At 40.0% G+C, this 15,692-nt stretch carries 19 protein-coding genes; 12 read left to right on the forward strand and 7 right to left on the reverse strand.

All coding sequences use genetic code 11. The features are described 5' to 3' along the window. Nucleotides 1–9 precede the first annotated feature (9 nt). Nucleotides 10–2,247, forward strand: a complete 2,238-nt coding sequence (rnr, locus tag KIT27_07495) for a ribonuclease R (GenBank protein ID MCW5589495.1) — start codon at nt 10–12, stop codon at nt 2,245–2,247. 295 nt (nt 2,248–2,542) lie between these two features. On the opposite strand, the gene KIT27_07500 is transcribed toward rnr, so the two are convergent. After that, nucleotides 2,543–2,944 carry a hypothetical protein gene (locus KIT27_07500; protein MCW5589496.1) on the reverse strand — a complete coding sequence of 134 codons (402 nt, stop codon included), beginning with the start codon at nt 2,942–2,944 and terminating at the stop codon, nt 2,543–2,545. 89 nt (nt 2,945–3,033) lie between these two features. On the opposite strand from KIT27_07500, the gene rlmB reads away from it, so the two are divergent. Further along, a complete protein-coding gene (gene rlmB / locus KIT27_07505) occupies nt 3,034–3,783 on the forward strand; it encodes a 23S rRNA (guanosine(2251)-2'-O)-methyltransferase RlmB (GenBank protein MCW5589497.1) in 750 nt (249 codons plus the stop codon). Nucleotides 3,784–3,894: 111 nt separating this feature from the next. Here the strand turns inward: rlmB and KIT27_07510 are convergent, their stop codons facing one another. Continuing rightward, nucleotides 3,895–5,193: a Y-family DNA polymerase gene (locus KIT27_07510; protein MCW5589498.1), complete on the reverse strand. Its 1,299-nt coding sequence runs from the start codon at nt 5,191–5,193 to the stop codon at nt 3,895–3,897. Beyond that, nucleotides 5,190–5,576 carry a translesion error-prone DNA polymerase V autoproteolytic subunit gene (umuD, locus tag KIT27_07515; GenBank protein ID MCW5589499.1) on the reverse strand — a complete coding sequence of 129 codons (387 nt, stop codon included), beginning with the start codon at nt 5,574–5,576 and terminating at the stop codon, nt 5,190–5,192. Before umuD ends, KIT27_07510 begins: the two co-directional genes overlap by 4 nt. A gap of 208 nt (nt 5,577–5,784) precedes the next feature. Between umuD and KIT27_07520 the strand changes: the two genes are divergently transcribed. The 10 genes from KIT27_07520 (at nt 5,785) to KIT27_07565 (ending at nt 12,541) form a co-directional block, all read left to right on the forward strand. Continuing rightward, nucleotides 5,785–6,048, forward strand: a complete 264-nt coding sequence (locus KIT27_07520; protein ID MCW5589500.1) for a type II toxin-antitoxin system RelB/DinJ family antitoxin — start codon at nt 5,785–5,787, stop codon at nt 6,046–6,048. After that, a complete protein-coding gene (locus KIT27_07525; GenBank protein MCW5589501.1) occupies nt 6,045–6,155 on the forward strand; it encodes a type II toxin-antitoxin system mRNA interferase toxin, RelE/StbE family in 111 nt (36 codons plus the stop codon). Before KIT27_07520 ends, KIT27_07525 begins: the two co-directional genes overlap by 4 nt. 188 nt (nt 6,156–6,343) lie before the next feature. Continuing rightward, a complete protein-coding gene (rpsF, locus tag KIT27_07530) occupies nt 6,344–6,733 on the forward strand; it encodes a 30S ribosomal protein S6 (protein MCW5589502.1) in 390 nt (129 codons plus the stop codon). An 8-nt stretch (nt 6,734–6,741) separates the two neighbouring features. Continuing rightward, nucleotides 6,742–6,969, forward strand: coding sequence for a 30S ribosomal protein S18 (gene rpsR, locus KIT27_07535; protein MCW5589503.1), 228 nt, complete (start codon nt 6,742–6,744; stop codon nt 6,967–6,969). A 5-nt stretch (nt 6,970–6,974) separates the two neighbouring features. Continuing rightward, nucleotides 6,975–7,856, forward strand: a complete 882-nt coding sequence (locus KIT27_07540; protein MCW5589504.1) for a hypothetical protein — start codon at nt 6,975–6,977, stop codon at nt 7,854–7,856. 15 nt (nt 7,857–7,871) lie between these two features. Continuing rightward, nucleotides 7,872–8,330 (forward strand): 50S ribosomal protein L9, encoded by a 459-nt coding sequence (gene rplI, locus KIT27_07545; GenBank protein MCW5589505.1) that lies wholly within the window; start codon nt 7,872–7,874, stop codon nt 8,328–8,330. 140 nt (nt 8,331–8,470) lie between these two features. After that, nucleotides 8,471–9,853, forward strand: a complete 1,383-nt coding sequence (gene dnaB / locus KIT27_07550; protein ID MCW5589506.1) for a replicative DNA helicase — start codon at nt 8,471–8,473, stop codon at nt 9,851–9,853. Beyond that, entirely contained in the window at nt 9,850–10,920 is a 1,071-nt protein-coding gene (gene alr / locus KIT27_07555) for an alanine racemase (GenBank protein ID MCW5589507.1), read from the forward strand. The genes dnaB and alr overlap by 4 nt, the downstream gene beginning before the upstream one ends. 37 nt (nt 10,921–10,957) lie before the next feature. Next, on the forward strand, nt 10,958–11,746 hold the full coding sequence (gene yghU, locus KIT27_07560; protein ID MCW5589508.1) for a glutathione-dependent disulfide-bond oxidoreductase: 789 nt from the start codon (nt 10,958–10,960) through the stop codon (nt 11,744–11,746). 174 nt (nt 11,747–11,920) lie between these two features. Then, complete coding sequence (locus KIT27_07565) at nt 11,921–12,541, forward strand: glutathione S-transferase family protein (protein MCW5589509.1); 621 nt, start codon at nt 11,921–11,923, stop codon at nt 12,539–12,541. 51 nt (nt 12,542–12,592) lie between these two features. Here the strand turns inward: KIT27_07565 and KIT27_07570 are convergent, their stop codons facing one another. The 4 genes from KIT27_07570 to KIT27_07585 form a co-directional block, all read right to left on the reverse strand. After that, nucleotides 12,593–13,099 carry a hypothetical protein gene (locus KIT27_07570; protein ID MCW5589510.1) on the reverse strand — a complete coding sequence of 169 codons (507 nt, stop codon included), beginning with the start codon at nt 13,097–13,099 and terminating at the stop codon, nt 12,593–12,595. A 49-nt stretch (nt 13,100–13,148) separates the two neighbouring features. Beyond that, nucleotides 13,149–13,478: a hypothetical protein gene (locus KIT27_07575; GenBank protein ID MCW5589511.1), complete on the reverse strand. Its 330-nt coding sequence runs from the start codon at nt 13,476–13,478 to the stop codon at nt 13,149–13,151. Then, nucleotides 13,475–14,728, reverse strand: coding sequence for an MFS transporter (locus tag KIT27_07580; GenBank protein MCW5589512.1), 1,254 nt, complete (start codon nt 14,726–14,728; stop codon nt 13,475–13,477). Before KIT27_07580 ends, KIT27_07575 begins: the two co-directional genes overlap by 4 nt. 653 nt (nt 14,729–15,381) lie before the next feature. Next, nucleotides 15,382–15,692: hypothetical protein (locus KIT27_07585; protein MCW5589513.1), on the reverse strand; the 311-nt coding region annotated here is incomplete at its 5' end.

Here is a 15,692-nt window from a genome sequence, read left to right on the forward strand (position 1 = left end):
GAATAGGATGTGACTAAACACCAACGGATTACGCAAATTAACGATCCTTATCATGAACTAGAAGCGAAACGCTATCGCTTTCCCATCCCCAGTCGCGAATTTATTTTGCAATTTTTGCAAGAAAAAGGTAGCCCTGTAGCGTTTGAAATAATGTTAGAAGCCTTTGGAATAACAGAATCTGCGCAAGAAGACGCGTTACAAAAACGATTAAATGCTATGTTGCGCGATGGGCAACTCATGCGTAATCGTCGAGGTAATTACGGCCTTGTTGCCAAAATGAATTTAATGCGCGGACGCGTTATTGCTCAAAAAGAAGGGCATGGATTTGTGCGGTTGGATAATAGCGATGATCGCTATTACCTCGATCCGAAACAAATGCGTTTAGTGTTCGATGGCGATCACGTATTAATCCGTAAAACAGATGTCGTCATTCACGATCGTAACTATGCGATTGTGGTTGAGATTTTAGAGCGTGGGATCAAAGAATTTATTGGCCGCCTCTTCAGTGAAAATGGCATTATTTATTTAACACCTAATAACACAGTAATCAGTCACGATATTTTAATTCCACCTGAACACATGAATGGCGCGAGGGTGGGTCAAATAGTTGCGGTAGAATGTTTAATTCCAGACGTGCCTAATTTTCGCCGTGCGCCGACTGGAAAAGTGTTGACAATATTAGGTAACGAAATTTCGCCACAAGAAGCCGTTAATCTCACAATCCACGCTCATGCCTTGCGTCATGAATGGCCGGAATTAGTGATGAAAGAATGCCAAGCATTCGAACAACCCCTTGCCGATCCGAATCCTTCTCAACGCGTGGATTTGCGACGCCTTCATTTTGTAACTATCGATGGGCAAGACGCTAAAGATTTTGACGACGCGGTATATGCAGAACTGGCAAAAGATGGATCTACGAATTTATTTGTGGCCATTGCTGATGTGAGTTTTTATGTCAAACCTCACACCGCTCTAGATACCGAAGCGCTAGCACGGGGCAATTCCGCTTATTTTCCCAATCGCGTTGTGCCCATGTTGCCCGAAATTTTATCTAACGGATTATGTTCGTTAAAACCCTTGGTGGATCGTTTTACCTTAGTGTGCGAAGCTAATATTTCTGCCAATGGTCGAGTAAAACGCTATCGTTTTTATCGTGCGGTGATTTGTTCACATGCGCGCTTAACCTACGATGAAGTGGCGCAGGTCGTAGAGCAGAATGCCGATCATCCCTTCAAAACGGATTTAATGAATCTTTATCAAGTCTATCAACAATTACTCGGGCAACGTTTTCATCGCGGTGCGATTGATTTTGATTTTCCTGAGGCACGAGTGATCGTAGAAAATGATCACATCAAAACGATTGTGGCAAGTCAGCGCAATGAAGCGCATCGTTTAATTGAAGAATGCATGTTAGTGGCTAATGTCTGTGCGGCTGACTTATTAATTAAACACAAACAAGCGGGAATTTTCCGTATTCATGCGCAACCTAAGCAAGAAAAATTAACCGAACTTCGTCAATTATTAAGCGAGCTTGGCTTAAAATTAGGGGGGCAACATAATCCGACTGCGCAAGATTTTACTCAACTACTTGCCACCATTAAACAGCGCGAAGATTCTCGAATGTTGGAAACCATCATTTTACGTAGCATGTGCCAAGCGGTTTATAGCGAAAAAAATATTGGACACTTTGCCTTGGCGTATCCAGCCTATACGCATTTTACTTCACCCATTCGCCGTTATCCCGATCTGCTCGTCCATCGCGCATTATTAGCCACGTTGCAACAAGAATCTTTTCACTATACTGCAGAAAAAGTCGCAGAAATTGCTGCTCATTGCAGCCACACCGAACGTGCGGCGGATGAAGCGGGGTGGGATGTGATTGCTTGGTTAAAATGTCGTTTTATGCAAGATAAAGTCGGTCAAACGTTTACAGGCCAAGTCAGCTCAGTGACGCCATTTGGTATTTTTATCTTGTTAGATCATGTTTTTGTCGAAGGTTTGGTACACGTTACAGCATTGCGCAATGATTATTATCATTACGATGCTATTCGTCACCAATTAAAAGGTGAACGGAGTGGGCAAGTGTATCGCATCGGCGATAAAGTCACCGTTTTGCTAGCGCGGGTTAATTTGGATGAAAAACAAATTGATTTTGATCTGGCTGGAAATGGCAAATCCTATTCAGGCAAAAAATCTAAAAAAATAAACCGGAATGAAAAGAAAAAACGCCGTAAAAAACGGCGTTAATTAGGTCAGAGTTTATTTAAAATTTCCAAGCTTGCTTCAGAGCCTGTTCAAAGTCTCCAATCTTGGTCATAAACTGCCGATTTTCTGTGCTCCGGTGCTCATTTACTGACATGTAAATTGCGCTCCGGTGCTCAAAAATTGACACTTTCTGACTCAAGCTTGGAAACTTTGAACAGGCTCTCAGAAGATGTTGATTTTTGAGCAACTGCGTATAAAAAATCAATGCGCTGCGTTAAAAATTCTGTTCGGCATACTGAATTGTCAACATGCCTTAACGCAATCGCAGCTCTTTTGATTATTCCGTTTCTTTTTCGTGCTCTTCTTCGTGGGCAACGTATCCTACTTGCCGCAACATCGCTAATTCGTATGGGGAATAAAAACGTTTTTGTGGTGTTTCGTTTTGGTTGCTAAAGGGATTACTAGCAACTCCGTTATACATGTAGCGTGGTTGAAACACTGCACTCAGTTTGTGATCGGTATTGCCAAAAAATCCACGTGTTGGTGTGGGATTGGTGGGTGGAGTGATGCTTTTGGAATATTCTGCCGAATGTTTTTGGAGTGTAAACGGTGAATGGGTTTTATGTTTGATCCCAATACCCGTTTTTGAATTCAGCCATAATTGAGAATATCCTGCATCGTTGGAATGTGCAGTAGCTTTCGGTTTTTTTTTAGTTAAAATGTCGGTTAGGGTTGCCATAATAAAACCTCCTGTCAGATCCTAAATTTCGCTATCGTGGCAAATTAGTGTGCTATAATACCATCTTTTTCTTAAGATAATATTAATTTATGAAGTCAATTTATTATTATGGTTACCATGTTTCCCGGGCATTGTGTTTATATCATTTTCCTCAGATCCAACAGGTTTTTTTAGCGCGCGAGCGGCGTGATGAACGCTGTGAAGAAATTCAACAATTAGCGCAAAAACAAACAATTAATATCGAATGGGTAGCGCGTGAACGTCTCGATAAGCTGGCGTTGACTCCCCATCACCAAGGCATTGTCATCCAAAGTTTGCCTATTTTACCTAAACCAGAACAAGACTTAATCACTCAACTGGATATTTTAACGACCGTTCCTTTGTTATTAATGCTGGACACTATTCAAGATCCCCAAAATTTAGGTGCCTGTTTACGCACCGCTTTGGCGTGTGGTGTCGATGCGGTTATCTTACCCAAAGATAAATCCGCAACACTAACTCCTTTAGTTGCTAAAATTTCCAGTGGGGCGATGATGCAGTTGCCCATTTATCAGGTCACTAATTTGGCGCGCAGCATTAAAACACTGCAAGATAAAGGAATTTGGGTGCGGGGGCTTGCTAAAACCGATCGCAGTGAATGTTTATATCAGACAGATTTAACACTACCGTTAGCACTGGTTTTAGGCGCCGAAGGAGGCGGCTTGCGTCGATTGACTCAAGACAGTTGTGATGGTTTATTATTTATTCCCATGTATGGAGAAATAGATAGTTTTAATGTCAGTGTGGCGTGTGGAATCGGTTTAAGCGAAGTGCGACGTCAGCGCTCTCTCGTTGATTAGCGAGTGGGAGTGATTTAGGTACTAACTTTGCACTCTTGTCCTCAAAAATTGATAATTTCTGACTCAAGCTCGAAGATTTTGAACAGTTGCTTAGTAAATTAACCACACGTCTTATCCTTTCGAAATCACCAGCAATTCATTCCACCGCGTAGTAAAACTCGGGCTGCAATTTTCTTTTTTTACCCGCCATGAATTATCGTGCTGTAATTTTTGACAGGCTAAATAAAGAACATCTTGACCAAAACGTTGGTTGATGGCATCCAGGGTTTTTTGCGCGCGTTGTCGAGTATCGATATTTTTTTTATCGAGATGATCTTCTGTTGAAAATAACTCATATTGAATGGGGGTGTTTTCTGAAATTAAATCACACAACATAATGCCTGCTTTTTGATAAGCTAAACCGTTTTTAAAAATAGTGCTTAATCCTTTTTTAGCATAATAGACAATCGTTGCAGTATCGTTAGTGTATTGAGGTAAAGTTACTTGCGCGGCTCGGGAGTAATAAGGAATATTTTTCGCAAAACGATTGGTATTTAAAAAAACTTGGATATTCTTGGTGAGTGAGCGTTGCGCGCGGAGTTTTTCACAGGCGCGAGCGCCATAATTACTGAGTGCTTCGGCAATGCTGAAAAAATCGGTTTGGGTTTTACCAAAAGAACGTGATGAAATAATGTTTCGGCGAGGAGAGGACACGCTATCCAGATCAAGACACGATATTCCCCGCAATTCCTGAATGGTATTTGCTAAAATAATATTGAATTGCTGGCGTGCCTGTTGAGGATTAATCTGGCTTAATTCATACGCAGTGCTAATTCCTTGTCGAGTTAATTTTTCTGACCAGCGTTTGCCAATTCCCCACACTTCTGACAAGGGCGTATGGTTTAATGCTTGAAATAACGAGAGATCCTCACCCAGCACACATACCGGTTGATGTAATTGTTTTTTTGCTTGGAAAACCGCTATTTTGGCTAACGTTTTCGTTTGACCTACTCCGAGAGAAACGGGAATTCCGACCTGCTTTTCAATACTGGCTACCAGGTGATGTAAATAAGCATTTACATTGATGAGGGTAGTGCCAGTTAATTCAACAAATACTTCGTCGATGGAATATTGTTCGATACGCGGTTCAAAGGAATGAATTACCTGAATTATCCGCTGCGATAAGTCGCCATATAATCCAAAATTAGAAGAGCGAATTTTTACCTTATGTTGTTTACAAAGCGCTTGGATTTTAAAATAAGGCACACCCATCTTAATGCCTAATGCTTTGGCTTCGTTGGAACGTGAAATCACACAGCCATCATTGCTGGATAATACAATCACGGGACGTTGACGCAATTCGGGTTGAAAGACGCGCTCGCACGAGACAAAAAAATTATTACAATCGATAAGAGCGAATAAACGAGTCATCGAATTTTTCTCACCACCCCGGACACCACGCCCATAATAAAATTATCACTGTGTGGTTTGAGTTCAATCCGAGAAAAATGGGGATTCGCTGGCAGGAGCCAAATTTTATTTTTTTCAAGATGAAACAATTTAAGCGTGTATTCATTATTAAGGCAGGCGATGACGAAATCTCCTTGTCTGGGATTAAGTGAGCGATCGACAATTAAAATATCGTTTTCAATAATTCCAGCTTCGACCATCGAAAGTCCTTTGACTCGCACAAAAAGCGTTGCGGCTTTATGTTCGATTAAGTAATCATCGAGACTTAAATGGGATTCTATATCGCTTTCCGCTGGTGAAGGAAAACCTGCTTGCACAGAATGGGTGAGTAGAGGAATCAACATGACGCCACCTTTGAGTCTATCAGGAGTTTCGCACTGTCAGTGCGCTACTCCTGTCTATAAAAAAGAGAACGAAAAGAGAATGATAATAAGGTTAGGGATATTTTGCAATGGATAGTGAGCAAAATCATCATCAGCGTTAACCACAACAATTTTGAACTCTGAATGAAATTGAACGACAATGTAATACAAGGCATAGAGGAGTGATAATATGGCTGCTACACAACTTGTTCAAGCGCGCATTGATGGTGAAATTAAAAAAGAAGCCAGCATTGTACTAGAGGCAATGGGGTTAAGTCTGTCCGATGCGGTAAGATTATTATTAACTAAAATAGCCAGAGAGCATGCTCTGCCATTTGATCCACTCATTCCCAATGAAACGACTATTGCAGCTATCAAAGAAGCGCGGAGCGGACTTTTACCCGGTGTTTATTCCATCGAAGACCTAAAGAAAGAGTTGCGTGCGCAAGATTGAATCGTGATTGCCATATCAAACCAGACTTAGTATTAATTTATCAAAAAGTTGATAAAGCAGTTTTACGTTTAGTAAGACTTGGTTCGCACGCTGAATTAGGACTGTAAACCTCAGTTAATTAGTCAAAGCAAATTCGCAACGATTCAATTACCGGAGTTTGGTTAAAAAATCAAACCTTGCCTAACCGTATGGACTTCGCTTACAATACCCTCCCTTTTGCAGGATGTGTTATATCCTGTTCTATTAACTCCTTGCCGACTACACTTTAGCGGCAACTAACCATAAGGAGCATTTAATGCGTCATTATGAAATTGTATTTATGGTTCATCCCGATCAAAGCGAACAAGTTGCTGGGATGCTCGATCGCTATCAGAAATTAATCGAAGGCAATCAAGGTAAAATTCATCGTTTGGAAGATTGGGGGCGTCGTCAATTAGCGTATCCCATTAACAAATTACACAAAGCGCATTACGTCTTAATGAATATCGAGTGCGATAAAGACACGTTAAATGAGCTGAAAGATTCATTTCGTTTTAACGATGCCGTGATTCGTCACCTTATTTTACAAAGAGAAGATGCCGTTACTGCCGTATCACCTCTTTTAAAAGATAAAGATGATAATCGCAAATCAGACAAACGTTCTGATAGTTTTGAAGATGAATCTGAAGAATTAGATGTCGCTTAAAGGAGACCATTATGTCATTCCATCGTCGTAAAAAAGTGTGTCGTTTCACTGTAGAAGGTGCTAAAGAAGTCGATTACAAAGACATCGCGACATTAAAAAATTATATCACTGAAACCGGTAAAATTGTTCCAAGCCGCATCACTGGCACGAGTGCACGTTTTCAACGTTTGCTTGCCAATGCTATTAAAAAAGCACGCTTCTTGGCATTATTACCTTACTGTGATCAACACAAATAATTAACATGTTCAGCAAATCCGCCAACTACATCATGGAAAAACCCGAGCGCGCAATCGTTGCAGCGTTAGTGTTATCTATGCTGGGACCATTGGCGTGGTTAAGCCAAGTAATTGTGGCGTTAGTAACGTTGCGGCGAGGGGCTAAAGCCGGAGCCGTCATCGCCTTAAGTGCGATGGCGGGTTGTTTAGCTCTAGCGTGGTTTGTTTCTCCAGTGGCCTTATTGCGTTTTATCCCCGACGTGATTATCGTCTGGTCGATGGCACTGGTACTGAGAAAGACGGAATCTTGGGCGTTAATGCTACAAATTCTCGCCGCAATAGGAATGCTTACCGTAATCATTGTTCATGCCGTTGTTCCCGAGGTAATACAATTCTGGACACAACAATTAAGCCTATATTTCGCAGAAATGTCCCAACATTTTGCGGATATTCGCACGGCATTTGATGCTAATTTTATAGAATCGATTGCGAGCGTTTATACGGGATTATTAGCAAGCTCAATGATGATCAACGTGTTTTTACAATTATTGCTTGCGCGATTTTTGCAAGCCAAATTGTATCATCCGGGTGGGTTGAGCGCGGAATTAAACCGTTTGCGCTTGCATTGGCTGGCGATGGCTGTGCTTGCAATAGTTGCTTTGGGGGTGTTGTTGAATAACGCCTTAGCAACCGATGTAATTCCAACCGTACTAACTTTATTTTTTATTGTGGGTATGTGTTTAATTCATCAATTGGCTTATCGCAAACAACGTGGTTTTTGGTTAATTGCTGTGTATGTTATGTTAATCGTGTTTTTTCCGTATGCCGAAGGTGTTTTAGTCATTTTCGCGATGATCGATACTTGTTTTTCAAGATCGAGAATGTATTTTTTTTCAAAATTGAAGTAAACGAGGTTAAGTGTAATGGAAGTAATTTTACTTGATAGAATTCGTAATTTAGGTAATTTAGGCGATACGGTTTCCGTAAAACCTGGATATGGTCGCAATTATCTGATCCCTCAAGGTAAAGCAGTAGCTGCAACGTCTCAAAATGTGAAGTTATTTGAAAGCCGCCGTGCGGAATTAGAAAAGAAAGTTGCAGAAGTATTGGGTGAAGCACAGAAACGTGCGGCACAACTTACCAACAAGACTCTCACGTTAATTGTGCGGGCGAGCGACGAAGGTAAATTATATGGTTCTGTCGCCACCCACGATATTGCGGACGAATTTCAAAAGCAAGGCATTGAAATTCACAAGAGTGAAGTGTTAATGCCAAGTGGTGTGATTCGCGAAGTTGGTGAATATGATATCGATATCAGTTTGCACAGCGATGTAACCGTCACGGTGAAAGTTGTGGTGCAAAAAGAAGAAACGAATCATTAATAAAATTCGTACCTAACTGTAGCCTGGAACGCTGTAGCCTGGAACGGAGCGGAGATCCAGGATCAATATTTAGATTCTGATCCTGGATCTCCGCTCCGCTCCGTTCCAGGCTACGCGAAGTGCCAAATAGGATGGAAATAATGGCAGAAGTTTATTCTCGAGATAAAACAAGCTTAAATCAGAATAAAGTTCCTCCTCATTCAATTGATGCGGAACAAGCCGTTTTAGGTGGTTTGATGTTGGATAATCAAGCCTGGGATAAAGTCGTGGAATTAGTTTCTGCCCAAGATTTTTACCGCGCCGATCATCGAATTATTTTTCAAACCATGGAAGATTTAATTCGTCGCGAACATCCACTCGATATGCTAACCGTCAGTGAACGTTTAAAAGCCACTCAACAATTAGAACATGCAGGTGGCGAAATCTATATTTTTGATCTCGCCAAAAATACACCCAGTGCCGCGAATATTGCGGCGTACGCGGGAATTGTGCGTGAACGCTCCGTACTTCGCCAATTAATCAGCGCTGCCAATGAAATTTCAGAAATTGTATTTTCCGCGAAAGGTAAAGACACCAACGATATTCTGGATTCGGCAGAACGCCTAGTATTTAACATTGCAGAACAAACCGCTCGTGGTAGTGGCCCTTTAAGTATTAAAGATTACGTAGCAAAATCGTTTGAACGCATTGATATGCTGTATCATTCCGATGAAGCGATCACAGGTATACCGTCTGGATTCACCGATTTTGACGATAAAACCTCCGGCTTACAAAATGGCGATTTAGTGATTATTGCTGGCCGCCCCTCCATGGGTAAAACCACGTTTGCAATTAATATTGCAGAAAATGCCGCCTTCAAAACGCAACGTCCCGTATTAATTTTTTCCATGGAAATGCCAGGTGATCATCTTGCCATGCGGATGATGTCTTCGTGGGCGCGTATCGATCAACATAAAGTACGCACCGGAAAATTATCCGACGAAGATTGGCCACGCTTAACGGGTGCGATGAATGCCTTAAATGAAATGCCCTTATTTATTGACGATACCGCAGCGCTAAGTCCACAAGAATTACGCGCACGAGCAAGACGGGTCGCGCGTGAACAAGGTGATTTAGGTTTAATTGTTGTCGACTATTTGCAATTAATGAAAATTCCAGGATATTCGGAAAACCGTACCGGTGAAATTTCTGAAATTTCGCGTTCGTTAAAATCGTTAGCAAAAGAATTAAATGTTCCCGTGATTGCCTTATCGCAGTTAAACCGTTCGCTAGAACAACGTCACGATCGACGCCCCATTATGTCCGACTTACGGGAATCTGGTGCTATCGAGCAAGATGCCGATTTAATTGTCTTTATTTATCGCGACGAAGTGTATAACGAAAACTCACCCGATAAAGGCAAAGCCGAGATCATTATTGCTAAACAGCGGAATGGTCCTATTGGTAAAGTGATGTTGACTTTCTTAGGACAATACACCAAATTTGAAAATTATGCGGCAAACGATACTAGGGTTTATGGATGAGACCAACCATCGCAAAAATTAATAGCGCAGCATTATTGCATAATGTTGCGCGCGTACGGGAATTTGCGCCAAATGCCAATATTATCGCAATGGTAAAAGCCAATGCTTATGGTCATGGGATTGTAAACGTAGCGAGCGTATTAAATTCTAAAGTCGAAGCATTTGGAGTGGCGAGTCTTGAAGAAGCCTTAATTTTACGCCAAGCTAATATTCAAAATCCTATTATTTTAATGCAAGGATTTTTTCATGCTGATGAATTACCATTGATCGATCAACATCAACTCCAACTGGTGATCCACGAAGATTGGCAAATTCAAGCATTAAAAAATTATTTACCCACTCAACCATTTGGCATCTGGGTAAAAATCAACACCGGCATGTATCGCTTAGGTTTTCCGCCAAGTAAATTACACGAAGTGATGATGGAATTACAATCGTTAAATTATATTCAGCAGCCGTGCAAACTCATGACGCATTTAGCCAGTGCAGATCAAGACACCGATTTTTCGCAACAGCAAATCGACTTATTTTATCAACAGGTAAAAAATTTTCCCGGTGAAAAAAGCATCACCAATTCCGCAGGCTTAATGCGTTTTCCGCAAGAAAAAGGCAATTGGGTGCGACCGGGTTTAATGTTATACGGAATTTCACCTTTTGCGGATCAAACCAGTTTAGATTTAAATTTAAAGCCCGTGATGACATTACAATCTGCAATTATCGCCATAAAACACTGTAAAACCGGCGATTTTATTGGCTATGGCAATACCTACCAATGTCAAAAATCCATGAGAGTTGGCATTGTGGCTATTGGTTATGGCGATGGCTATCCGTGGCGTGCGCAAACAGGAACACCGGTATTAATTAATGGGCACCGCTCACAAATTTTAGGGCGTGTTTCTATGGATATGCTCTGCGTGGATTTAAGCGATTTCCCGGAAACGAAGATTCATGATCCCGTCATTTTGTGGGGTGACGATTTACCTGTCGATGAAATCGCCCACTGTGCAGGCACCATTTCCTACGACTTACTGTGCCGCGTGAGCCAGCGGGTGCGCTACGCCGATTAACTGGTTGAATTAGCATTTTTACGATGGAATAAAACAGATGACACAAAACACAGACTACATTCTTCCTAAAATCTGGCAAGCAGAAAATGATCTTGGTGGAACATGGGGGGCTATCAATCGTCCCACAGCAGGCGCTAGATTTGATGCGGTCCTACCTCGCGGAAATAATCCTCTGCAACTTTACTCGCTGGCCACGCCCAATGGCGTAAAAGTGGGAATTATGTTGGAAGAGTTAATTGCGGCAGGACATGAAAACGCGCGATATGATGCGTATGTAATCGATATTAGTAAAGGCGAGCAATTTTCCAGTGATTTTGTGGCAATCAATCCTAATTCTAAAATTCCAGCATTGATTGACACCAGTGTTAATCCTGAAATAACTATTTTTGAATCTGGTGCAATTTTACTGTATCTGGCCGAAAAATTTAATGCGTTTATTCCTCACGATCTTCAACAAAGAACCCGTTGTCTATGCTGGCTATTTTGGCAGGTGGGCAGTGCACCCTATCTCGGTGGTGGATTTGGACATTTTTATAAATATGCACCGACGAAAATTCAATATTGTATTGATCGTTTCACCATGGAAACAAAGCGACAACTGGATGTTCTTGATAAACAATTAGCTCATAATCAATATATTTGTGGTGACACGTATACCATTGCAGATATCGCAATTTTTCCTTGGTATGGCGGTATTGTTTTAAATGACGTATATAATGCTGCGGAATTTTTGCAGGCTAAAAGTTATAAAAATCTTAATCGTTGGGCTGCTGACATCAGTGCTAGAAAGGCCGTGCAGGCGGGAAAATTAGTAGCAAAATTATAGGGCGTGTTGACAATTCTACTCTGCTGGCCGTATCTCGTTGATTTTTTGTGCTCCGCTGCTCATTTACTTCGTGTAAACTGCGCGCTAGTGCTCAAAAATCAACAAGCTAGGTCTCAGCATAGCGAATTGTCAACACGCCCTAAACTAATAATGAAATAAATTGAGAGAAAATAGATGTTAAAAATTATCGGTACTCACACCAGCCCATTTACGCGATCTTGTCGAGTGGTATGTGAAGAGCTAGCTATTCCCTATGAATATAGTGTTATTCATCCGTTTGGAAAATTGACACAAAAGGATGTGGAATTTATTGGTTCACATAACCCTCTCATAAAAGTGCCTATCTTAATAGATGGTAATACAGAAATCATTGACTCGCGAATTATTATTAAATATCTCTTAGAGCAGCCGGTAAAAACCATAGCTCACTCTGATTTCAGAAGAAATTTTCCCACCGATTTCCACGAAGAAAATTTATTAACGATTATTTTAGGCATAAATGACGCAGGAATTTTAAGATTTATGCTGAAGGCGACGCATCCTGAGATCAATCAAGATGAAGGTTATATGCAACGTTGTTTAGAACGTATTGGATCAGGATTAAGTTGGTTAGAAAAACAACCCACACTTGGCCAAAGTTTTGGGATACCTGAAATCGCGTTAATTTCTTGCTTGGAATGGTTTAAAAAAAGACATATTTTTGACTGGGAAACCTTAGATAGAATCACTACCATTTATAAAAAATATTGTGATAGAGCCTCTTTAATAAAAACTAGAATTCCTGATTCTGTTTAACAAGGGAAAATAATGGGCGTCAAATTTATTTTGCCAAGATAATGAGTAATATTATACTCCATTTAAACTGACTAAAATATTTTTCATAATTTCTTTTGAGTAATCTTTCGCAATACCATTTAAAAAACGCATAAAATGTTGTTGAGCACTGTGATCGGCGTTATCTGAAATAATTAAAAAAATCGCAAAGGGTATGCTAAATTCGTAGCACACCTGAGCAATGGCTGCGCCTTCCATTTCTACGCAAAGTACACCTGGAATATCCGCTGCAATTGTATCAATCTTTTGTTGACTATCCACAAATTGATCGCCCGTGGTGGTCGTGCCTAAATAAATGTGAGGGTGTGTTAACCCTAACTGTTGTCGCTCTTGTTCATAGCAAGGCTGAATTAATTGTTCCTGAATAAACGTTTTAGCGGCGTTAAACGTTAGCTGAGTTAAATCATGATCTGCTTGAATTTTGGTGATGCCTAATTGTGGTAATTCATGTAATGGATAAATAGGTCGGGCGTCCATGTCGTACTGAACTAATTTTTCACATACAACTATACTCTTCACACTTGAATTTTAGGCTTTGTTGTCGAGTTAAAGCTACTCAGTCATGTATTCAGTATACACTCCTTCGTATCTTTAACTCGACGCCTCGCCTAAAATCCAATTGTTTTGAGTATACATCACCAATCTTTAATTTTTCAGAAATACTGCCCGCCAAGGTGGTAAATAAAATTGTATCGACTTTAAACTGAGTAATTAATGTAGTTGTTGCAATCGACGCAGCCACTTTACCCCAACGCGAAATCACCATCACGCAATCGTGCCCGTATAATTCACCTTCATAATAAACACGTTGAGAAATTTCTTGCTGAGATTTTATATTCATGTCAGCAAGCAAAAGACACGTTGTCTCATTCATTGAACCAAATACGCCGAACTTCATGGCAATACTCCTTCATTATTTTGAATGCTGTAAGCTTTAGCACCTGTTTCTTTAAGCCAAAATACGCAGAAAATAGCTATCGCAAATAGCACAGGAAATATCATCATGCCTAAATGAATGTCATTATTTGAAAATTGTAAATGGGTATTATAAGTGATAAGCGAACCGAATAAAGGTTGAAAAACAAATCCGCTTACGACAACTACAGCCGAAATAATACTATTAGCGCTGCCTGTTATATTGCTGGGGTTTAATTCTGTTGTAATCGTAAAGGATAAAGATTGCGCTCCTGCTATCATGCCGAAAAGGAAAAACAGTATGGCTAAATATATTATTGATAAGTGGTTATTACTTAATAAGAATAAAGACACAATAAAGGCTAGGATGGCACAAATGAACATAGGTTGTTTTCGATTTTTTATTTTATCGGATAATAAACCGATGAGAGGTGATCCAACGATTGTGCCAATAAATAATAAGGACGTAATTAAGGAAGCGTTATGTTCTGATAAATGTTGTGATTGAGTTAAATATAAATTACCCCAGATTGCCCCTAAAATAAAAATAGGCGCATTTACCATGGCCGCATAAATAGCACCTGCCCAATTGTGATAATTTTTTATGGCGAATAGCATGGGATTATTTTTAGTATGGTTCTCTTGAATGCGATTGAAGTGGTAATTTGGGTTAGTATGTAGAAACACCCACATAAAAATTAAAAAACCAATACCGAGTATTCCGATCCCCATTATCGCCTGGCGCCAACCCCAGGTATGGCCGAGATAATTTAAGGGTGCTTGCGCCATTAAGCCACCCAACATAGCGATTGTAATTAATAGTCCGAGCACAAATCCCATTTGTTGTGGCTTAAACCAGCGTGAGGCTAAATGAATACTCCCTAGAAAGCAAAATGCCCCAGCCATACCAGAGAGAAAGCGACTAATGAAAGCTATGTAATAGTTATTGGTCAGAATAAAGGTAAAAGTCGTCGTAACAGCGATGATCATAGCGATTAAAATTAATTTACGTGTGGCGATTCGATCGATCAAAATTCCCGCCGGAAAAATAAAAATGAAATTAGCATAAAAAAAGGCTGAGGATAAATAGCCCAATGAAACTGAGTTAATGGCAAAGTGATTCATTAATTTTTGACTGTTTATATTGAATAAGTTGATTAATATAAAACAGTAGAATAAAAATAATGAACTGGATAAGAAGGCTAGCCAAGCTTGGAGTTTATTATTACGCATGCGAAAGTATCCTTACTACTTAGGTCGATTTCCTGATTAAACAGTATATCTAAAATGGTTTATGCAGAATAGTACTCTTGAGCTAACCCAAAACTAATTTACCTATGCCGCTCGCCAATGAAGATGCGGTATAAAGAGATGGCGAGCGGTATATAAGTGACCAGAATGAATATTATTAGAAATATCGCTTCTATCAGAGCATATGGCTAGCAGATGAGATGAAAGGTATCGTTTTCATATAACCCTTTGTATTTCAATGAAAATTTTAAATTTATTGCAAATTTTCCTTGGTAAGGCATTTTATCCAGATAAAATTTCCTATATGGAAATATTAAATCGCCCGCTTAACATCAGCTTAGCTGAGGCAAAATCGGCTTTTCTGTGGGGCCACGAAAAGTAGGTAAGAGCTATTGGTTAAAAGCGCATTATCCAGATGCCATTTTCATTTGAACAAGAGCCAAAAATATTAGGAAAAAATGTTTATTGTTTACCATGGCAGTTATTTTTAGAAAAATTATGGAATGGGGATTTTGAGTTCAAAAATTGAGAAATTATCAACAGGTCATATTGATATTAATGCATAATACGATATCGTGCGCGTTTAGTAGCGTTAGAAGATGACATATAAAAGCCGTTATCCCCTCAATTTGCTTTTATTTAAATTTAGGAACTATCGTTTCTGGAGGAGTATTACTACCAGTTGCAGAGGATGATATTGTAGCATTATTTATTAGAGTATTAAGAGTATTATCACGCTGCGCGGTAATATTATGATCGCTACTGACTGAAGAATATACGGTTGTATTACTAGCAGATGTGTTGGAAATGTTATTAGCATGATACAGTTTTTCATCTGTTTCTATATTGTTAGAAGAGGTAACTGGAATAAGTCTAATAGGTTTTAAGGAAGCAGATAAATGTTCCCTGTCAAGAGTAGAAGTTCCTGGTGCAATATAAAGCATAT

The sequence above is a fragment of the Legionellales bacterium genome, assembly GCA_026125385.1.
Classification (GTDB): domain Bacteria; phylum Pseudomonadota; class Gammaproteobacteria; order JAHCLG01; family JAHCLG01; genus JAHCLG01.

Excerpts from the sequence above, each read along its gene's own strand:
- KIT27_07540 (MCW5589504.1), top strand. The coding sequence starts at position 6,975 with ATGTTCAGCAAATCCGCCAACTACATCATGGAAAAACCCGAGCGCGCA.
- KIT27_07580 (MCW5589512.1), bottom strand. The coding sequence starts at position 14,728 with ATGCGTAATAATAAACTCCAAGCTTGGCTAGCCTTCTTATCCAGTTCA.
- rplI (MCW5589505.1), top strand. The coding sequence starts at position 7,872 with ATGGAAGTAATTTTACTTGATAGAATTCGTAATTTAGGTAATTTAGGC.
- umuD (MCW5589499.1), bottom strand. The coding sequence starts at position 5,576 with ATGTTGATTCCTCTACTCACCCATTCTGTGCAAGCAGGTTTTCCTTCA.
- KIT27_07520 (MCW5589500.1), top strand. The coding sequence starts at position 5,785 with ATGGCTGCTACACAACTTGTTCAAGCGCGCATTGATGGTGAAATTAAA.
- dnaB (MCW5589506.1), top strand. The coding sequence starts at position 8,471 with ATGGCAGAAGTTTATTCTCGAGATAAAACAAGCTTAAATCAGAATAAA.
- KIT27_07500 (MCW5589496.1), bottom strand. The coding sequence starts at position 2,944 with ATGGCAACCCTAACCGACATTTTAACTAAAAAAAAACCGAAAGCTACT.
- yghU (MCW5589508.1), top strand. The coding sequence starts at position 10,958 with ATGACACAAAACACAGACTACATTCTTCCTAAAATCTGGCAAGCAGAA.
- rpsF (MCW5589502.1), top strand. The coding sequence starts at position 6,344 with ATGCGTCATTATGAAATTGTATTTATGGTTCATCCCGATCAAAGCGAA.
- KIT27_07575 (MCW5589511.1), bottom strand. The coding sequence starts at position 13,478 with ATGAAGTTCGGCGTATTTGGTTCAATGAATGAGACAACGTGTCTTTTG.
- KIT27_07565 (MCW5589509.1), top strand. The coding sequence starts at position 11,921 with ATGTTAAAAATTATCGGTACTCACACCAGCCCATTTACGCGATCTTGT.
- KIT27_07510 (MCW5589498.1), bottom strand. The coding sequence starts at position 5,193 with ATGACTCGTTTATTCGCTCTTATCGATTGTAATAATTTTTTTGTCTCG.
- rlmB (MCW5589497.1), top strand. The coding sequence starts at position 3,034 with ATGAAGTCAATTTATTATTATGGTTACCATGTTTCCCGGGCATTGTGT.
- alr (MCW5589507.1), top strand. The coding sequence starts at position 9,850 with ATGAGACCAACCATCGCAAAAATTAATAGCGCAGCATTATTGCATAAT.